The 17,774-nt window shown below is 65.9% G+C and carries 11 protein-coding genes; 4 read left to right on the top strand and 7 right to left on the bottom strand.

Features of this window, described 5'->3' with window-relative positions:
- Positions 1-5: 5 nt before the first annotated feature.
- The 5 genes from J2R78_RS19005 to J2R78_RS18970 all read right to left on the bottom strand — a co-directional run bounded on the left by J2R78_RS19005 (position 6) and on the right by J2R78_RS18970 (position 11,062).
- A complete protein-coding gene (locus J2R78_RS19005) occupies positions 6-761 on the bottom strand; it encodes a hypothetical protein (protein ID WP_253606129.1) in 756 nt (251 codons plus the stop codon).
- A 3-nt stretch (positions 762-764) separates the two neighbouring features.
- On the bottom strand, positions 765-1,559 hold the full coding sequence (locus tag J2R78_RS19000; protein WP_076832822.1) for an enoyl-CoA hydratase: 795 nt from the start codon (positions 1,557-1,559) through the stop codon (positions 765-767).
- Positions 1,560-1,690: 131 nt separating this feature from the next.
- Positions 1,691-2,896: an ABC transporter substrate-binding protein gene (locus J2R78_RS18995; RefSeq protein WP_253606127.1), complete on the bottom strand. Its 1,206-nt coding sequence runs from the start codon at positions 2,894-2,896 to the stop codon at positions 1,691-1,693.
- A 158-nt stretch (positions 2,897-3,054) separates the two neighbouring features.
- Entirely contained in the window at positions 3,055-10,572 is a 7,518-nt protein-coding gene (locus J2R78_RS44910; RefSeq protein WP_309145004.1) for an Ig-like domain-containing protein, read from the bottom strand.
- A gap of 190 nt (positions 10,573-10,762) precedes the next feature.
- Complete coding sequence (locus J2R78_RS18970; RefSeq protein ID WP_253606125.1) at positions 10,763-11,062, bottom strand: hypothetical protein; 300 nt, start codon at positions 11,060-11,062, stop codon at positions 10,763-10,765.
- On the opposite strand from J2R78_RS18970, the gene J2R78_RS18965 reads away from it, so the two are divergent.
- Both J2R78_RS18965 and J2R78_RS18960 read left to right on the top strand, forming a co-directional pair.
- Positions 11,050-11,796 carry a thermonuclease family protein gene (locus J2R78_RS18965; RefSeq protein ID WP_253606123.1) on the top strand — a complete coding sequence of 249 codons (747 nt, stop codon included), beginning with the start codon at positions 11,050-11,052 and terminating at the stop codon, positions 11,794-11,796. The genes J2R78_RS18970 and J2R78_RS18965 overlap by 13 nt on opposite strands.
- A gap of 72 nt (positions 11,797-11,868) precedes the next feature.
- A complete protein-coding gene (locus tag J2R78_RS18960) occupies positions 11,869-13,362 on the top strand; it encodes a M48 family metalloprotease (protein WP_253606121.1) in 1,494 nt (497 codons plus the stop codon).
- A 174-nt stretch (positions 13,363-13,536) separates the two neighbouring features.
- Here the strand turns inward: J2R78_RS18960 and J2R78_RS18955 are convergent, their stop codons facing one another.
- Positions 13,537-13,938 carry a cytochrome c family protein gene (locus J2R78_RS18955; RefSeq protein WP_253606119.1) on the bottom strand — a complete coding sequence of 134 codons (402 nt, stop codon included), beginning with the start codon at positions 13,936-13,938 and terminating at the stop codon, positions 13,537-13,539.
- A 192-nt stretch (positions 13,939-14,130) separates the two neighbouring features.
- Here J2R78_RS18955 and J2R78_RS18950 point away from each other — a divergent pair, with 192 nt between their 5' ends.
- Positions 14,131-14,940: a transporter gene (locus tag J2R78_RS18950; protein WP_253606117.1), complete on the top strand. Its 810-nt coding sequence runs from the start codon at positions 14,131-14,133 to the stop codon at positions 14,938-14,940.
- Positions 14,941-15,077: 137 nt separating this feature from the next.
- On the opposite strand, the gene J2R78_RS18945 is transcribed toward J2R78_RS18950, so the two are convergent.
- Positions 15,078-16,367 carry an MFS transporter gene (locus J2R78_RS18945; RefSeq protein ID WP_253606115.1) on the bottom strand — a complete coding sequence of 430 codons (1,290 nt, stop codon included), beginning with the start codon at positions 16,365-16,367 and terminating at the stop codon, positions 15,078-15,080.
- 233 nt (positions 16,368-16,600) lie between these two features.
- Between J2R78_RS18945 and cyoA the strand changes: the two genes are divergently transcribed.
- Positions 16,601-17,767, top strand: coding sequence for a ubiquinol oxidase subunit II (cyoA, locus tag J2R78_RS18940; RefSeq protein ID WP_253606114.1), 1,167 nt, complete (start codon positions 16,601-16,603; stop codon positions 17,765-17,767).
- Positions 17,768-17,774: the final 7 nt, after the last annotated feature.

The raw sequence follows: 17,774 nt of genomic DNA, 5'->3' as shown, positions 1-17,774 counted from the left end.
CGACGTCACGACGTCAGCTTGAACATCACGCCGCAGAGCAGGAACTCGTCGCCCTTCACCGCACAGCCTCTGGCTTTTGCGGCTTCCAGCACCTTCGCCTTGTCGGCGACCTTGAACGTCAAGCCGCTCATGATCTCGCTGTCGCCCTTGACGAAGCGGAAGGTGCCGTTCGGCAACTTCACCACGGCACCATCGGCGGGAATGCCGATGATCCTGCCCCAATGCGTCGCCAACGCCTCAGGCTCGGGGCTCTGCATCTCGACCGTGGTCAGCGCCAAAGTCGTGTCCTTGCGGATCGACTTCTGCCAGTCGGGGCCGGCCGGCGGGTACGGTCCCAGCACGTCGTCGCTGCCGTCGGTGTGGTTGAACTCGATGAAGGCGGCTCGGCAGTCGCGCGGGTGCAGTTGCACGCCGTGATACGGCGCGTGCGTGATCACGTTGGCGGTGCGCACGCCCATCGCGTTGGCCTTGGCGCCGCGCGCGTCGGGATCCTCGCAAGCGAAGATCGCCATATAGCCGCCGCGGCGGCCGGTCTTCTCGATGAAGCGGCCGGCCGCCGTGCCCGGCCCCGACTGGAACGGCGCGACGACTTCGAGCAGGATGGTATCGACCGGCAGCAGCGCATTCTCGAGGCCGTATTTCGCGACGTTGCCGTCGCGATAGCAGACGTCGAGGCCCATGATCGCGGAGATGTCCGCGATCACGGGCGCAAGCTGCGGCGCCACCAGGCAGATCTGCCGCAGCCGCATGTACTCGGCCATGGTTTACTGCCCCTGGAAGGTGGGCTTGCGCTTCTCGACGAAGGCTTTTGCCGCTTCCTTGTGGTCCGTGGTCTCGCCGGCACGCGTGTGATGGATCGCCTCGCCGTCGAAGCAGGCCTCCAGCGTCATGGTCTCGGCGTTGTTGATGTTGCGCTTGATGTAGCCGAGCGCCACTGACGGGCCCTGCGCCAGCGAGCGCGCCAGTTCCAGAGTTTCGGCCTCGACATCGGCATCGGGCACCACCTTGGAGACCATGCCGAGGTTGTAGGCTTCCTGCGCCGACAGCACCGGCGACATCATGTAGAGTTCGCGCGCCTTGGCGCTGCCGAGCATCTTGGTCAGGAAATAGGTACCGCCGTAGTCGCCGGAAAAGCCAACCTTGGCAAAGGCGGTGGTGATCTTGCAGGAGGCGCCGGCAACGCGGAGGTCGCAGGACAGCGCGATCGAGAGCCCGGCGCCGGCCGCGGCGCCGTCGAGCTGCGCCACCACCGGCTTCGGCATCTGGTGCAGGATGCGCGAGACCTCCATGCCGCGGCGCAGGTTGGCCATCTTGGCCTCGAACGGCAGCGGGGCGCGGCCTTCCGCCATCGACTTGACGTCGCCGCCGACGCAGAAGGTGCCGCCGGCGCCCCTGATCAGCACGGCGCGCACCTCGGTATCGTCCTGCGCCCGCCGCGCCGCCTCGACGAGGCCGCGCGTCATGTCGGGATTGAGCGCATTGCGCCGATCGGGACGGTTCATGGTGATGGTGAGCAGGCCCTTGTCGAGGGATTGGAGGACCATCTGATTATCGCTCATGGCGTTTTGCCTTTCGTTGTTATTTTGAATCCGTCGTTCCGGGATGGTGCGTAAGCACCAGCCCCGGAACCTCGAGATCCCGGGTTCGTGCTTCGCACGCCCCGGGATGACTGCGTGACTTCGTCACTTCGTCACTTCTTCACCAGCGGGCAGCGCGACTCCGACAGCGGCTGGAAGGCCTGGTCGCCCGGCACGGTCGCTACCAGCTTGTAGTCGTCCCAGCGGCCCTTCGATTCCGACGGCTTCTTGACCTCGAACAAATACATGTCGTGCACCATACGGCCGTCCTCGCGGATCTTGCCGTTCTTGGTGAACATGTCGTTGATCGGTGTCTCCTTCATCACCTTCATGACGGCGGCCGCATCGGTGGTGCCGGCGGCCTTCACCGCCTTGAGATAGTGCGTCACCGAGGAATAGACGCCGGCCTGTGCCGAAGTCGGCACCCGCTTGGTGCGTTCCATGAAGCGCTTCGTGAAGGCGCGGCTGTCGTCGTTGAGATCCCAGTAGAAGGCTTCCGCCAGCAACAGGCCCTGCGCGGTCTCGAGCCCGACGCTGTCGATGTCGGTGACGAAGGCCAATAGCGGCGACAGTTTCTGGCCGCTCTTGGTGAGGCCGAATTCCGCCGCCTGCTTGATCGCGTTGATGGTGTCGCCGCCGGCATTGGCAAGGCCGATCACCTTGGCCTTCGAGGCCTGCGCCTGCAGCAGGAAGGAGGAGAAGTCCGAGGTGTTGATCGGATGTCGCACGCTGCCGAGCACCTTGCCGCCCGACTTCACCACGACATTGCTGGTGTCCTTTTCCAGGTCCTGGCCGAACGCGTAGTCCGCGGTCAGGAAGAACCAGGTATCGAGACCGGATTTCACCGCGGCAAGGCCGGTCACATTGGCCTGCGCGAAGGTGTCGAACACGTAGTGCACGGTATAGGGGCCGCAGGCCTCGTTGGAGAGGCGGATCGAGCCCGGACCGTTGAACATGATGATCTTGTTGCGCGCCTTGGCGATTTCGGCAGCGGCGAGCGCGGTCGCGGATGCCGCGACGTCGAAGATCATCTCGACGCCCTGGTTGTCGATCATGTCGCGGGCGATGTTGGCGGAGAGGTCAGCCTTGTTGAGATGGTCGCCGACCACGATCTCGACCTTGCGGCCAAGCACCTCGCCGCCGAAATCCTCCACCGCCATCTTGGCGGCGGTTTCGCTGCCCGAGCCGGTGATGTCGGCATAGAGGCTCGACATATCGAGGATGCCGCCGAGCTTCAGCGGAGGCTTGTCCTGCGCCAGCGACGCATTCGCCGAGATCGCAAACGCACAGGCCAACACGCCGGCCAAAACTCGTCTCATTCCAATTCTCCCTTGCAGCGCGGACCTCGTTCCATCAGGTCCGTTTCGAGGGCCGGATCATGCCGCATGGCCTGTACTGCAGCAAGCCGCAGCGGCAGCAATCTGTTTTCCGCTAAGCGGAATGAAGCGCCGCGCCGGAGCTTCCGGCTGCGCTGCGATCAGAGATGAAAGTCGGGAACGGTCTGATGGGGCGTTCCCGCCGGCAGGCCGAGGAACAGATACTGCATGCCATAATGTCCGGCGAATGCCGATGCCGTTGCATCCATGATGATGCGACCGCCGAGATCCAGATGCAATTCCGGCCGGGTAATGGCGCCGAGTGTGTAGGCCGGCACGATGGTCTCGTTGATATGCAGGGCGTCGAACACGGCGGACACCGCCGAAAGCGAGGCCGCATTGCCGGCTAGGTCGACGACATCGGCGCCATTGGCGGCGAAGCCGGTCACCGCCAGCGAGCCGGCCCGATCCGTCGACGACACGATGTGATCGAATACCAGCTTCGAGGAATCGCCGAGCAACGCCGTTGCCGCAGCGTCGTAGATTGCGGTGCCGCCATCGTTCAGCGTCAGGCTCGGCGTGCCGCCATTGACGTGAACCGCCTCGTTGAACCCGACCGTCAGTTGCACCAGCGAACCCGGCGCCGCGACGCCGCCGGAGGGCGTCGCCGTGATCCCGGTGAAATGGGGCGCCGTGGTGTCGAGGGTGAACGTCAGGCTCGACGACGCGCTGACATTGCCGGCGGCGTCGACCTCCTGCACCGTGACGGAGTGCATACCATCAGTCGTAAAGACCGGCGCCGCCGTGGAGAAGCCCGACGCGCCGTCGGCCTTGTAGCGCAGCGTGTCGGCCGCATCGAACTTGGTGTAATCGATCAGCGGATTGCTGGTGATGTGGTCGGCGCTGGAGACGCCGGTGTCGCGGTGCAGTGCCAGCGTCGGCGCCGATGGCGCCTTGGTGTCGCCGGTGAAGCTGACCGCATTGCTCGCTCCGCCGGCATTGCCGGCGATGTCGGTGTAGCTCGCCCCGGCAACCGAAAGGTCAGCCGACAGATGGTCGGTGACATCGGCCGTGAAGGTCGCGGTGTAGATATCGTGGCCTGCGCCATTGATGCCGACATGGACGAGGCTGCCCAGCAGGCCGCCATGGACGGTGACGTCGCCGAGTCCGAAACCGGCGACCGCCTCGGAGAAGGTGAACGTCATCAGCGCGGTGTCGCCGGCGTGCAGCAGGGTATGATCGGCCGCCACCGATACCGTCGGCGGATGCGTGTCGCCACCGATCGCCGCGGTATTGCTCGCCGCGCCGGTATTGCCTGATACGTCGGCATAGCTTGCGGCGGTGACCCGGACCGAGCCCGCCACGACGTCGTTGATATCAGGCGTGAAGATCGCGGTGTAGACGTCCTGGCCTGAACCATTGAGCCCGACATGGACCAGATTGGTCACCGTGCCGCCGGCGACGGCCGTGTCGCCGAGCGCAAAGCCCGCGATCTCTTCGGAGAAGGTGAAGGTGACGGCCGAAGTCTGGCCGGAAAGCACCGTGCTCGGGCTCACCGCAACCGACACGGTCGGGGCCCTGGTATCGCCGGTGAAATTGATGGCGTTGCTGGCCGCGCCGCTATTACCGGCGACGTCGGTGTAACCAGACGCGGTGACCTGTACCGAACCGGCTTCAGTGTTGCTTTCGTCCGGCGTGAAAATTGCGGTGTAGACGTCCTCGCCCGATGCGTTGACGCCGAGATGGACCAGATTGCCCAACGCCCCGCCATGCACCGTGACGTCACCGAGCGCGAAGCTCGCGATTTGTTCGGAGAACGTGAACGTCACCAGCGCGGTCTGGCCCGCCAGCAGCGCGTTACGGTCAGCTACGATCGACACCGTCGGCGCCAGCGTATCGCCGCCGATCGTCGCGGTGTTGCTTGCCGCGCCGGCATTGCCGGCCACATCGCTGTAACCGGACGCATTCACCTTCACCGAGCCGGTCTCGGTGTCGCTGACATCGGGCGTGAAGGTCGCGGTGTAGACGTCCTGCCCAGCGCCATCGAGCCCGACATGCACGAGATTGCTCAGCGCGCCGCCATGGACGGTGATGTCGCCAAGGGCGAAGCCCGACACGGTCTCCGAGAAGGTGAAGGTCGCGACGGAGAGGTCGCCGGCCAGCACCGTGTCGGGATTGAGCGTGACGGAGACCGTCGGCGCCAGCGTGTCACCGGTGAAGTTGATGGCGTTGCTGGCGGCGCCGGCGTTGCCGGCCGTATCGCTATAGCTCGATGCATTGACCTGCACCGAGCCAGCCTCGGCGTTGGTGACGTCGGGCGTGAAGGTCGCGGTGTAGATGTCCTGGCCGGCGCCGTTGACGCCGACATGGACAAGGCTGCCCAGCGCGCCGCCGCTGACGCTGACATCGCCGAGCGCGAAGCCCGCGACGGCCTCGGAGAAGGCGAAGGTCACGACCGCGGTCTGGCCGGCGAGCAGCGTGCCATGGTCAGCTGAAACCGACACGGTCGGCGCCTTGGTGTCGCCGCTGAAGCTGATCGTGTTGCTCGACGAGCCGGAATTGCCGGCAACGTCGCTATAGCTCGACGCATTGACCTGCACCGAGCCTGCCTCGGTGTTGGTCACATCGGGCGTGAAGGTCGCGGTGTAGACGTCGTGGCCGGAGCCATCGACGCCGACATGGGTGAGATTGCCTAGCGTACCGCCCTGGACGGCGACATCACCCAATCCAAAGCCGCTGACGGCCTCGGAGAAGGTGAACGTGACAACCGCGCTATCGCCGGCAACCAGCGTGGTGTGATCGGCTGCAACCGCCACCGTCGGCGCCTTGGTATCACCGGTGAAGCTGATCGCGCTGCTTGCCGCGCCGGCGTTTCCGGCGCTGTCGGTATAGCTTGACGCGTTGACCTGCACCGAGCCCGCCTCGGCGTTGGTCACGTCGGGTGTGAAGGTTGCCGTGTAGATGTCCTGGTGCGCGGCGTTGACGCCGACATGCACGAGGTTGCTCAGCGCGCCGCCGCTCACCGTCGTGTCCGTCAACGCGAAGCCGGTGACCGCCTCGGAGAAGGTGAAGGTGACGGTCGAGGTCTGCCCGGCCAGCAGCGCGGTCGAACTCGCCGCAACCGACACGGTCGGCGCGATCGCGTCGATCACGAGATGCAAATCGGTCGCCGCATGGGTCACGTCGGCGTCCTGGCCGCCGGGATCCCTGATCGTGCCGCCGTTGAGCGAGAGGCTCTGCACCTGCAGATCAGACGTGCTGTCACCGTCCTGCACCGTGTAGCTGAACACCAGCGCCTGCGAGCCGCTGCCGCTGAGATAGGTCGCGGCCTTGCCGTCATTGAGCAGCAATTCGGGCGCGCCGGTCACGCTCACCGTATTGCTGAAGTTGACGGTGATGGTCACGACCTTGCCGGCGTTCAGCGTCGTGAGATGATCGGTGGTGTCAGCCGTGACCGAGGCGATGCTCGCCTGTGACCGGATCTCGAGATGCGGAGAGGCCGAGCCGTCGGAACCAAGAAGCAGCGAGCCGGCCGAGGCGCCGGCGCCAAAGCTCAGGTTCAGCGAGGCGAGCGTCGTGCCGCTGCCGCTCTTCACCAGCAACACGCCGTTCGCATAAGACAGCGTCGCCGTGGTGTCATAGGCGATGTTGCCGAAGTCGATGGTGTCGCCGCCGGAAAGGCCGGTGATCGACGTGCCAAACGAGGTGCCGGAGAATGCCGCAGCATCGAGCACGAGTTTTTCGGTGCTGCCGTCGGTGAAGGCGATCGCGCCGGTTCCCGCCGCACCGCTCGCCGCCAGCTCGAGGATCGAGCCCTTGATGACGGTGCCGCCGGAATAGGTGTTGTGCGCCGACAGCACAAGCCGCCCGCCGCCGGTCACCTCGACATCACCAGGCGTCGCGCCGTCGGAGATCACGCCGCTCTGGGTAACGGTTTCGCCGGCCGCGACATTGAAGACCGGATCGCCCGCGACGGTGATGTTGCGGGTCTGCGTGAAGCCGTCGGTGAAGCTGATGCCGGTGCCGTCGCCCAGCTTCAGCACATTGGTGACCGCGCCGAGATTCACGTTGGCGGAGATCGACACCCTTGTGCCGGCGCCGCTGACCGTGGTGTTGCCGGTGTAGGTGTTGTTGCCGCCGAGGATGACGGTGCCGCCGCCGCTGATGGCGAGGCCCCCAATGCCCGCATTGGCACCGGTGCCGCCATTGCCGCTCTGGTCCGCGATGTCGTTGGCAACCGTCAGCGTCTGGCCGCTGGCCGGCGTGAAGCTGAGATTGTTGTTGCCCTGGATGAAGATGCCGGAGCCGAAACCCGAGCCGCTGGCCTGGCCGATGCCATTGGTGCCGCCCTTGACGGCGCTGAAGCCGGAATCGTTCGACAGCGAGCCGCTCTTGATGGTCAGCGAGCCGCCTTGCTGGACGAAGACGTCGCCGCCCGCGCCAAGGCCGCCACCGCCGCCGGGCGCGCCGTTGCCGTTGGTGCCGCCATTGCCGCCGCCAAAGCCGCCGACACCGCCGATGCCACCGCCGCCACCGAAGCCGCCGTCGCCATTGTAGCCGCCGCCACCGCCGAAGCCGCCGTTGCCGCCATCGCCGCCGCCACCACCGAAGCCGCCATTGCCGCCATCGGCCCCGTTGCCGCCGCCGACACCGCCACCCGGACCATAGGGTGCGCGGACGCCGCTGCCGATCCACCCCGCCGCGCCACCGCCTCCACCGTTGGCGCCGCCTGCTCCGCCATACCAGTAAAGCTCGGTCCCGCCCCCGATCGAGACCAGGTAACCGTCGCTCCCTTTGCCGCCCCCAGCGGTGTTGGGGACAATGCCCGGTGAACCGTTTCTGAAGAGATCATCATCCGCGCCCTGAGCGCCGAGGCCGATCCCCCCGCCGCCGCTGCTTCCGCCGCGTCCGCCCATCCCGCCGCCGCCGCCGAAGCCGTAGCCGGAGCTGATACTGCCAGTGCCGCCGGCACCGCCGTTGCCGCCGATCGCGGCGCTGTTGTGGAAGGTGACGTTGTCGATGGTGGCGCTGCCGTTCGACGAGACGAACAGCGCGCCGCCGAGCCCGGCGCCGCCACCGCCGCCGCCGCGAACGACACCGCCGCCTGCGGCCACCGTGTTCTGGATGGTCAGGTTCTCGAGATTGACGTTGCCCGCATAGACGAAGAAGCCGCGCTGGGCGTTGAGGCCGTCGATCGTATGCGTGCCGCCGTGGCCGTCGCTGCCATTGATCGTGACGCTCGATCCGCTCAAGAGATTGAGCGCGTACAGCTCCGACGTCAGGCTGAAGTTCGCAGTGATGTTGATTGTGTAGTTGGCATTCGGCGCGGCGTTCTGCCCGCCGGAATCCATCTGCAGGATGGCCGCATTGAGCTCGGCGACGTTGGAGACGTTGAAGACGCGGGTCGAGACGACCTGCACGATCGTTCCGCCGTTGGCATCCTGCGAGAGCTGAAAACTGGTCCCGGCGCCGACGCCGGCAAGGGTCAGCGTATCGGTCGTGGTGCCGTTCGAGATCGAGAGCGTGTTGCCGGACAGGCTGACCGTGTTGAGCGACGGATTCTGGGTGTTGTACTGCAGCCCGGTCAGGTCGATGAGCTGGCCGGGATTGAAGTTCGCGATCGTGTTGGCGAACGCATTGCCGCTCAGCGCGGCGTTGTCGATCTTCAGCGTGCCGGCGATGCCGGTCGTGAACGAGATGTTGCCGGTTCCGGCGGCGCCGGCCGCGGTGAGCCACACCGTGCCCGAATAGATCGTCGTGCTTCCGTAGGTATTGGCGGCATGGCCAAGCACGAGCGTACCGCCGCCATCGACGCCGAGATTGCCGCTGCCGGTGACGAGGGCCGTGTCGGACACGGTCTTGCCGTTCGCGATCGACAGGATCGAATTGCCGGTGACCGAGAGCGTGTCGTCGAAAGTGCCGCTCGATGTCAGCGACAGATGCGCGCTGCTCAGACCGAACGTCCCGGTCAGCCCCGCGAGCTGACCCATCCCGAGCTGCAACGTGCCGGCGCCGGACAGCATGAACGTACCGGAGCCGCTGATCGAGCCGGTGTCCGCGATCGTGCCGGACGATATGTCGAAGGTGCCGCCATTGGCGGTGAGCTGAATATCGTGCGTGAAAGTGTAGCCGCCGGTCGTGGTCAGCGTGCCGCCGTTGAGGATCAGCGCACCGGCCGAACCGCCGATGTTGTTGTCGGCCGTGATCGAGAGAGTGTTGCCGGCATCGATCTGCGTACCGCCGACATAGGTGCTCGCACCCGTCAACGTCAGCGTACCGCCGCCGGAGACGACCAGCTTGCCAGTGGTGCCGCTGCCGCTGATGCCCCGCTCATCGGCGATGCTGTCGCCGATCGTCAGCGTGGTGACGGTCTGCAATCCCTCGAAGACCGTGGAAACGGCGTGCGTCGGCGTGACCACCATCGTGCCCTGGATGAAGATGTCGCCATAGGCGGAGCCGTTGCCGGCACCGTTGGCGCCGGTGCCGCCGGTCTCGGTGGCATCCATCAAGGTGCCGCCGATGACGGTCAGCGTTCCGCCTTGCTGAACGAAGATGTCGCCGCCGGCGCCAAGGCCCCCGCCTCCGCCGCCGGCGAGCGAGCCGCTGCCCGCGCCAAAGCCGCCGGTGCCGGGCGTGCCGTTCGAACCGCCGCCTCCGCCGCCGAAACCGCCATTGCCGCCGGTGTGCGCGTATCCGCTGCCGTTGCCGGAGCCGCCGCCACCGCCGGCGAAACCACCATTGCCGCCGCCATAAATGCCGCCGCCGCCACCGCCGCCCATGCCGCCGGCGCCGCCGAAGCCGATCAGGATGCCCGAGGGGCCGCCGCCCACCGAGTTGGCGCCGCCGATACCGCCGCCGCCACCACCGACACCGCCGCCACCACCGCCGCCGCTCGCGCCACCGCCGGCATGTGCGCCGTAGCCTGAGCCGCCGTAATTGTCGGCGCCCTGTCCGCCGCCCGCCGCACCTTCGATCGTCGCCGGCGTGCCGCCCGCGGTCTGCGCCCCGGTCGAGGGATGCTGGCTGTCGGAGCCCGCCTCGCTGTAACCGCTGCCGCCATTGCCGTGATAGCCGTAATAGTCCTGGCCGCCGAAGCCGCCGCCACCACCGCCGCCACCATTGCCGCTGCCGCCGTCGGCACCGATGCCGCCGCCACCGCCGCCGCCACCGGCCGGATCGACCACGCCGCCATCGCCGCCCTTGGCCGTGTTGCTGCCGAAATTGACGTTGTTCAGCGTGACGTTGGCGTTCTGTCCGACGAACAAGCCGCCGCCAAGACCCGCGCCGCCGCCGCCACCGCCGACCCCGCCATTGCCGCCGCTCGCAACCGCGTTGACGATCGTGAGGTTCTTGAACGTCACCGTGCCTGATGTGACGACGAAGCCTTGGTAGCCGCGCGCGTCGATGACGTCGCTATAGTCCTGTCCGCCGAGCTGATTGTTGTAGTCGGAGTTGCCGTCGAAGGTCAGCGTTGAGCCGTTCATCAGATTGATGGCCGGCAGATCGTCCAGCAATTGCAGCGTGCGCGCGCCGGACGAGAGCGAGAAGTTGATGACGTAATCGGTGTTGGCCGCAGCCAGACCACCGCCGACGCTGATCGCCGAGATCGCGTTGTAGAGCTGGAGATAATCGTGGAGCGGATCGCTGGTCGTCAGCGTCAGAACAACGGGATTCGACACAAGGACCTCGGCAATATGCGTGAGCGACCGCAACCGGTCGCCTTTCAAAAAATTGCCGAATAGTTACCTTGCGCCGCAAGTCATTGGCAACAATAACGAATTCTCATTCCGCGCACGGAGTTGCGATCATGAATGGGTAAGGTTGACGCGTGTGAGGGCCGCTCGACGCACGATCGGACGGCAATTTTCGTCACGACAAGGCGCGCTGAAGACGAGTTCGTCCCGCGACAGGCACGCATTGATGTGAAACACGAATCTCGCCTGTGCACGCGATGAGAAGCGCCGCAGAAAAATTGACCACCGAATCAACGATGGCATCCTCGATGCGATCTCGCTTCGCTTGTGGTGGCTCTGAAGCGATCTTTCCGTCAGACTGTCCTTGTTGGCGACCACGCTCCGAGCGGAGCGCGCCGAAGTGACGAGTGCCGTATGACGCCTCCACGCGATAGAGCATGGCGTCGCCGTCCGTGGGCGGTGATGATGACAGCATGCGTCCTCGCGATCGGCGCGTGCAGCGGACGCGCCGAAGCGGATGGATGCAATTTCGAGATTCAGGGTGAGGGTCGCGTCGCCGCCATCGTCGATGCGCGCAGCCTGCGGCTGGACGACGGCCGTGAGGTCAAGCTCGCCGGTATCGAGGTGGCCGACAAGGCGAAGACCATCGCTGCACTGACGGCGCTGCTGGTCGGCCGCGAGGTGACGTTGCGCGGACAGGATGACACGCCGGACCGCTATGGCCGGCAGCCGGCCTACGCATTCCTCGAAGGCAGTGAGAAGCCCGTGCAAAGCGAGCTGCTGCGCCAGGGCCTCGCTGTGGCGTCATCCGAGGTCGCCGACAAGGACTGTGCTGCGGCGCTGATGGCGGCCGAGGCCGAGGCAAGGGCCGCCCGATCGGGAACCTGGGCCGAGGCCACCGTCATAAAAAACGCCGAAAGCTCCGCCGATATTTTGACCGGGATCGGGCGTTTTACAGTGGTCGAGGGCAGGGTTTTGTCCGTGCGTCAGGCGGGCGCGACGACTTACCTGAATTTCGGTCGAAACTGGACTCAGGACTTTGCCGCGACTATTTCAAGGCGCATAGTCCCTGCGTTCGAGGCGGCCGGGCTTGCGCCCAAGTCTCTGGAAAATCGTAAGATTCGTGTACGAGGCTGGGTGGAAGCACGACGTGGGCCGCGAATCGAACTGCTCCGGGTGGGGCAGCTTGAAGTGCTCGGCGGGAACTAGAGGCCCAAGGGACTCAAGAAACCCAGGGGCCCTGCCCCGGTCTTTTTACGGGACAATTTGTGAGTTTTTGACGTGATTGAGCGCGCAGGACGGCGTGAAGAGGGGACTGGCCGCCGCCTTTTGGCTGCGCCGGCGCTCGTCTGCGCCGCCCTGACGCTGTCGGCCTGCGGCAATGTCGGCCGGTTCGAGCAGGCCGCGCCCACGGCAGCGGCGGCGCCGGTAAAGCCGAACCGCGTGGTGCAGCAGACGCCCACGAGCGAACGCGAGCATGAGCGCATCCTGTCGTCCTATGGCGGCGCCTATGACGACCCGAAGCTCGAGGCCCTGATCAGCAAGACCGTCGAGCGGCTGGTCGCCGCCTCCGAACGGCCCGACCAGGCCTACAAGGTCACCATCCTCAATTCCGGCGCGGTCAACGCCTTCGCGCTGCCGACCGGCCAGCTCTATGTCACGCGCGGCCTGATTGCGCTCGCCAGCGACACCTCCGAGCTGTCCTCGGTGCTGAGCCACGAGATGGCGCATGTGCTGGCCAAGCACGCGGCGATGCGCGAGGACCAGGCCCGCCAGGCGGCGGTGGTGACGCGCGTCGTCACCGACATGAGCACCGATCCCGATCTCACCGCGCTGGCGCTCGCCAAGACCAAGCTGACGATGGCGAGCTTCTCGCGCCAGCAGGAATTCGAGGCCGACGGCATCGGCGTCGGGATCGCCGCCCGCGCGCATTTCGATCCCTACGGCGCGGCGCGCTTCCTGACCGCGATGGAGCGCAATGCTGCGCTCAAGATCGGCAAGACCGCGCTCGATCCGCGCGCGCAGGACTTCACCTCGTCGCATCCGGCAACGCCCGAGCGCATCAACAATGCGCAGACCACCGCACGGCAATACTCGTCGCCCGAGAGCAACGAGCGCGATCGCGAGACCTATCTCGCCGCGATCGACAACATCGTCTATGGCGAGGATCCCAGCGAAGGGTTCGTGCGCGGCCGCCGCTTCCTGCATCCCAAGCTCGGCTTCACCTTCACCGCGCCCGATAATTTCACGCTCGACAACACCGCGCAGGCGGTGATCGGCGTGCGCGAGGGCGGCAGCCAGGCGATGCGCTTCGACGTGGTGCGGGTGCCGGCCGAGCAGTCGCTCGGCGATTACCTGAATTCGGGCTGGATGGAAGGCGTCGAGAAGTCCTCGACCGAGGACCTCAACATCAACGGCTTTCCGGCGGCGTCGGCCACCGCGCATGGCGACCAGTGGCAGTTCAAGGTCTATGCGTTGCGCTTCGGCAGCGACGTCTACCGCTTCATCTTCGCCGCCAAGCAGAAGTCCACCGAGAGCGAGCGTAACGCGCGCGAGACCGTCAACTCGTTCCGCCGCCTGACGCTCGACGAGATCCAGGCCGCGCGCCCGCTGCGCATCAAGGTCATCAACGTGCAGCCCGGCGACACCGTGGAATCGCTGTCGCACCGCATGTCCGGCGTCGACCACCCGTCCGAGCGCTTCCGCGTGCTCAACGGCCTCGACGCCCATGCCCAGGTGAAGCCGCGCGACCGCGTCAAGATCGTGGTGGATTGAGGTTGCGAGGTGTCGCGCTCGCGCCTCACTACCGCTGTCGTCCCGGCGAAGGCCGGGACCCATAACCACAGCTATCGATTGATTGAAAAAAGCTGGGGCCACAGCGCGCCCTAACAACGTATTCCGGTGGTTATGGGTCCCTGCTTCCGCAGGGACGACATGAGAGATAGCCCGCTACTTCGCCTTCTCCTTGAGGAAGGCAATGATGTCGGCGCGATCCTTCGGATCCTGAACCTCGTAGAACATCTTGGTGCCCGGAACCATCGTGTCCGGACCGGTGAGCCATTTGTCGAGATTCTCCTCGGTCCACACGATCTTCGAGTTCTTCAGCGCCGGCGAGTAGTCGTAGCCTGCGACGGAGCCGGCTAGGCGGCCGACGACACCCTTGTGCATCGGGCCGACGTCGTTCTTGTCGATCGAGTGGCAATCGCCGCAGCCCTGGTACAGCGTGGCGCCGCGCGCCGCATCTCCCGCGGCACGGGCGCTGTTCAGGGCGAGCAGAATCGCGATGGCCGCCATCGCGGCAATTCTGGCTTGCCGCGGCGCCAGCACGCCTGCGATCGAACGAATGGTCATTCCCGGGGCTCTCCTGTTTGCCACCACAACAGGAGCAGCCATGCTGCCATTCTATTCCCTAAAATGTCGCGCGCTCGCGCCGCCGACGACTGACGAAGATTTTTGAGCCAACCGGGAATTTCCCCGCGCGCCGCCGATCTCTATCGAAAGCTGCCACCTCCGCAGCGGCGCCGGGCTATTGGAGCATCCCCAGTGTTTCAGAATCGGTTCGGCGCCGTCGCTCGACTTGCCGAACTCGGGTGCGTGCTTGCTGCGCTCACACTCGCAGCAGCCACCGCCGCGCGCGCGGACGGCTGTCCCAAGCCGAGCGACGAAATCGCGACCGACCGGCCCGACGTCACCAATTCGAGTATCGTCGTGCCGGTCGGGAGCTTGCAGAACGAGAACGGCATCAACCTGACCGGCCGCAGCAGTGGCCGCAGCATCGACGGCAGCAATAGCCGCTGGCGGCTCGGGATTGCGCCCTGCCTCGAAGTGCTGGTCGACCTGCCGAGCTATGTCGGCACCGTGAAATCGCCCGGCGCCTCGGGCTTTTCCGACGTCGCGCCGGGGATCAAATGGCAGATCAGTCCGCTGCCGGGGAAGCTCGACCTCTCGATCACGGCCGGCGTCGCGCTGCCGACGGGCGCTGCCGAGATCGCCGGGCGCGGCGCGCAGCCCTATCTCCAACTGCCATGGTCATGGGCGCTGCATGACGGCTGGGGCGTCAGCGGCATGTTCACGGAATTCTTCCGCCCTGCCGAGCTGACCGGCCGGCACATGTCGGAAGCGACCTTCGTGATCGAGAAGAAGCTGACCGAGCGGATCAGCGTGTTCACCGAATATGTCGGCGACTATCCCGACGGCACGCGGCCGACTCAGCTCATCAACTCCGGCGGCCTGTACCAGATCACGCCGACCCAGCAGGTCGACTTCCATGTCGCGTTCGGACTCAACCGCAACTCACCGAACTACATCGTCGGCCTGGGCTACTCGTTCCGCGTCGACGGATTGTTCCGCTAGCCCACCTCCCCTTGAAAAGGGGAGGTCGCTTTGCTCGCCAGAGCAAAGCGGGTGGGGATCTGCTCTCTCCGCTTGCAGCGGAGCCTGTGGCTGACCCCCATCCCAACCTTCCCCCTTTCAGGGGGAAGGAGAAGAGCTCAACCCTCGGCTTCGCGCAATCCGCTCAGCCACAGCGCCAGCAGCGTCCACACCGCGCCCGACAGCAGGTAGGCGCCGGCCGAGATCAGGCCGAAATGCGTCGCCAGCAGCAGCGCCGCGAGCGGCGCAAAGCCGGCGCCGAACAGCCAGGCGAGATCCGAGGTCAGTGCCGAGGCCGTGTAGCGATAGTTGCGCGCGAAGCTCGAGGCGATCGCGCCCGACGACTGACCGAACGACAGGCCGAGCAGCACGAAGCCGAGCACCATGTACACCGTTTCGCCGAACGCGCCGGCGTCGAGCAGCTGCGGCGCGAAGCCGCTATACACCGCGATCGCGACCGCCGATCCCAGCAGCAGCGGCTTGCGGCCGACACGGTCGGCGATCATGCCGGAGGCGACGATCGCGGCGACGCCGACCATGGCGCCGATCATCTCGATGATCAGGAAGCGCACCGGGCTTTCCTTGGTGAACAGGAACACCCAGGACAGCGGAAACACCGTGACCATGTGGAACAGCGCAAAGCTCGCCAGCGGCGCGAAGGCGCCGAGCAGGATGTTGCGGCCCTCCTGCGCGATGGTCTCGCCGACCCGCGCCGGCTCCAGATCGCGGCTTTCGAACAGCTCGGAATATTCATCCGTCGCCACCATGCGCAGCCGCGCGAACAGCGCCACCACGTTGATGGCGAAGGCGACGAAGAACGGATAGCGCCAGCCCCAGTCGAAGAAATCATCCGCCGAGAGGTTGCCGGCGAAGAAGGCGAACAGCGCGCTCGCCACGATCAGCCCGAGCGGCGCGCCGAGCTGCGGCACCATCGCGTACCAGCCGCGGCGGTTTGCCGGCGAATTCATCGCCAGCAGCGAGGCAAGGCCGTCCCAGGCGCCGCCCCAGGCGATGCCCTGCAGCACGCGCGCGGCGGCCAACAGCCAGATCGCCGCGACGCCGATCGTGTCGTAGCCGGGCAGGAACGCGAGCGCCACAGTGGCGGTGCCGAGCAGGAACAGCGCGATGACGAGCTTGGCGCCCTTGCCGTGGCGGCGGTCGACCGCCATGAAGATGACGGTGCCGAGTGGCCGCGCGGCGAAGGCCAGCGCGAAGATGCCGAACGAATAGAGCGTGCCGGTCAGCTCATTGACGAACGGGAACACCAGCTTCGGGAACACGATGACCGAGGCGATCGCATAGACGAAGAAATCGAAGAATTCCGACGTGCGTCCGATGATGACGCCGATGGCGATTTCGCCGGGTTTCGCCTGCCCGTGACCTGATGCGGTCGGGGTGCCGTGAGCCATTGCTGGGGCTTGTGCCATCGCCGGAGAACCGTCCTTTTCAGCGTGATCCAACCGGTTTTCCGAATAGACCGTGCTCAAACAAGAAGTGAGGCCACGGGCAGATTGCCACGCGGTCCACCTCACCTTCTGCCCCTCCATCCCGCAGTGCAACATTGGACAAATTGTCCAATGTGAACTTTGCTGCATCGCAGCTACCCCTTGGCGGAACTCATAAAATTCAAGTGGGGTGAGCCGTGCGCGCCTTGAAATTATTGGCCTTATTGCCGTTCGCGGCGCTCCTTGGCGGGTGCGATTTCGTCGTCCTAGCGCCTGCCGGCGACATCGCCGCCCAGCAGCGCGACCTCGTCGTCATCTCGACCGTCCTGATGCTCATCATCGTGCTTCCGGTGATGGCGCTGACCGTGTTCTTCGCCTGGCGCTACCGCCAGTCCAACGCTGCGGCCCCCTATGAGCCGGAGTGGGATCACTCCACCCAGCTCGAGCTCGTGATCTGGTCGGCGCCGCTGCTGATCATCATCTGCCTCGGCGCGCTGACCTGGATGGGCACCCATCTGCTCGATCCCTACCGCTCGCTCGGCCGCATCGCCGCCGACAAGCCGATCGAGAGCAAGGACGCCCCGCTCAATGTCGAGGTGGTCGCGCTCGACTGGAAGTGGCTGTTCATCTACCCGGACTACGGCGTCGCCGCCGTCAACGAGCTCGCAGCTCCGGTCGACCGCCCGATCCGCTTCCGCATCACGGCGTCCTCCGTGATGAACTCGTTCTATATCCCCGCGCTTGCCGGCCAGATCTACGCCATGCCCGGCATGGAGACCAAGCTGCACGCGGTCGCCAACAAGGAAGGCACCTATCGCGGCTTCTCCGCCAACTACAGCGGCGCCGGCTTCTCCGGCATGCACTTCGACTTCAAGAGCCTGTCTGGCGCCGATTTCGACAAGTGGATCGCCACCGCCAAGACCAGCGCCAATATGCTCGGCCGCACCGACTATCTGCAGCTTGAGCGTCCGAGCCAGAACGATCCGGTCCGGCTCTACCGCTCGGTCGACCGCGATCTCTACAAGGCGGTCCTCAACATGTGCGTCGAGCCCGGCAAGATGTGCATGAGCGAGATGATGGCGATCGACGCCAAGGGCGGCCTCGGCCGCGAAGGCTTCAACAACACGCTGCCGCTGACCTACGACAAATACGCCCGCCGCGGCGCGCCGCTCGGCTCCGAGCCGACCTTCGTCGCCGGCATCTGTTCGATGGACGAGATCAAGGACGCGCCGTCGCACGAGATCACCGCGCCGCTCGACCTGACGCCGCTGCGCGGCTTCGGGCTGAAGCGCCCGCCGTTCTCGCCCGCGCACCCCTCGTCGACATCCTTGCTGCTCGGTCAGCGTCCGAAATCAGAGTCCTGAGGAGGAC

The organism is Bradyrhizobium sp. USDA 4538 (genome assembly GCF_024171045.1).
Taxonomy (GTDB): Bacteria; Pseudomonadota; Alphaproteobacteria; order Rhizobiales; family Xanthobacteraceae; genus Bradyrhizobium; species Bradyrhizobium australafricanum.
The sequence above is the reverse complement of the archived record's forward strand: the minus strand, read 5'-3'. Positions and strand labels throughout refer to the sequence as shown.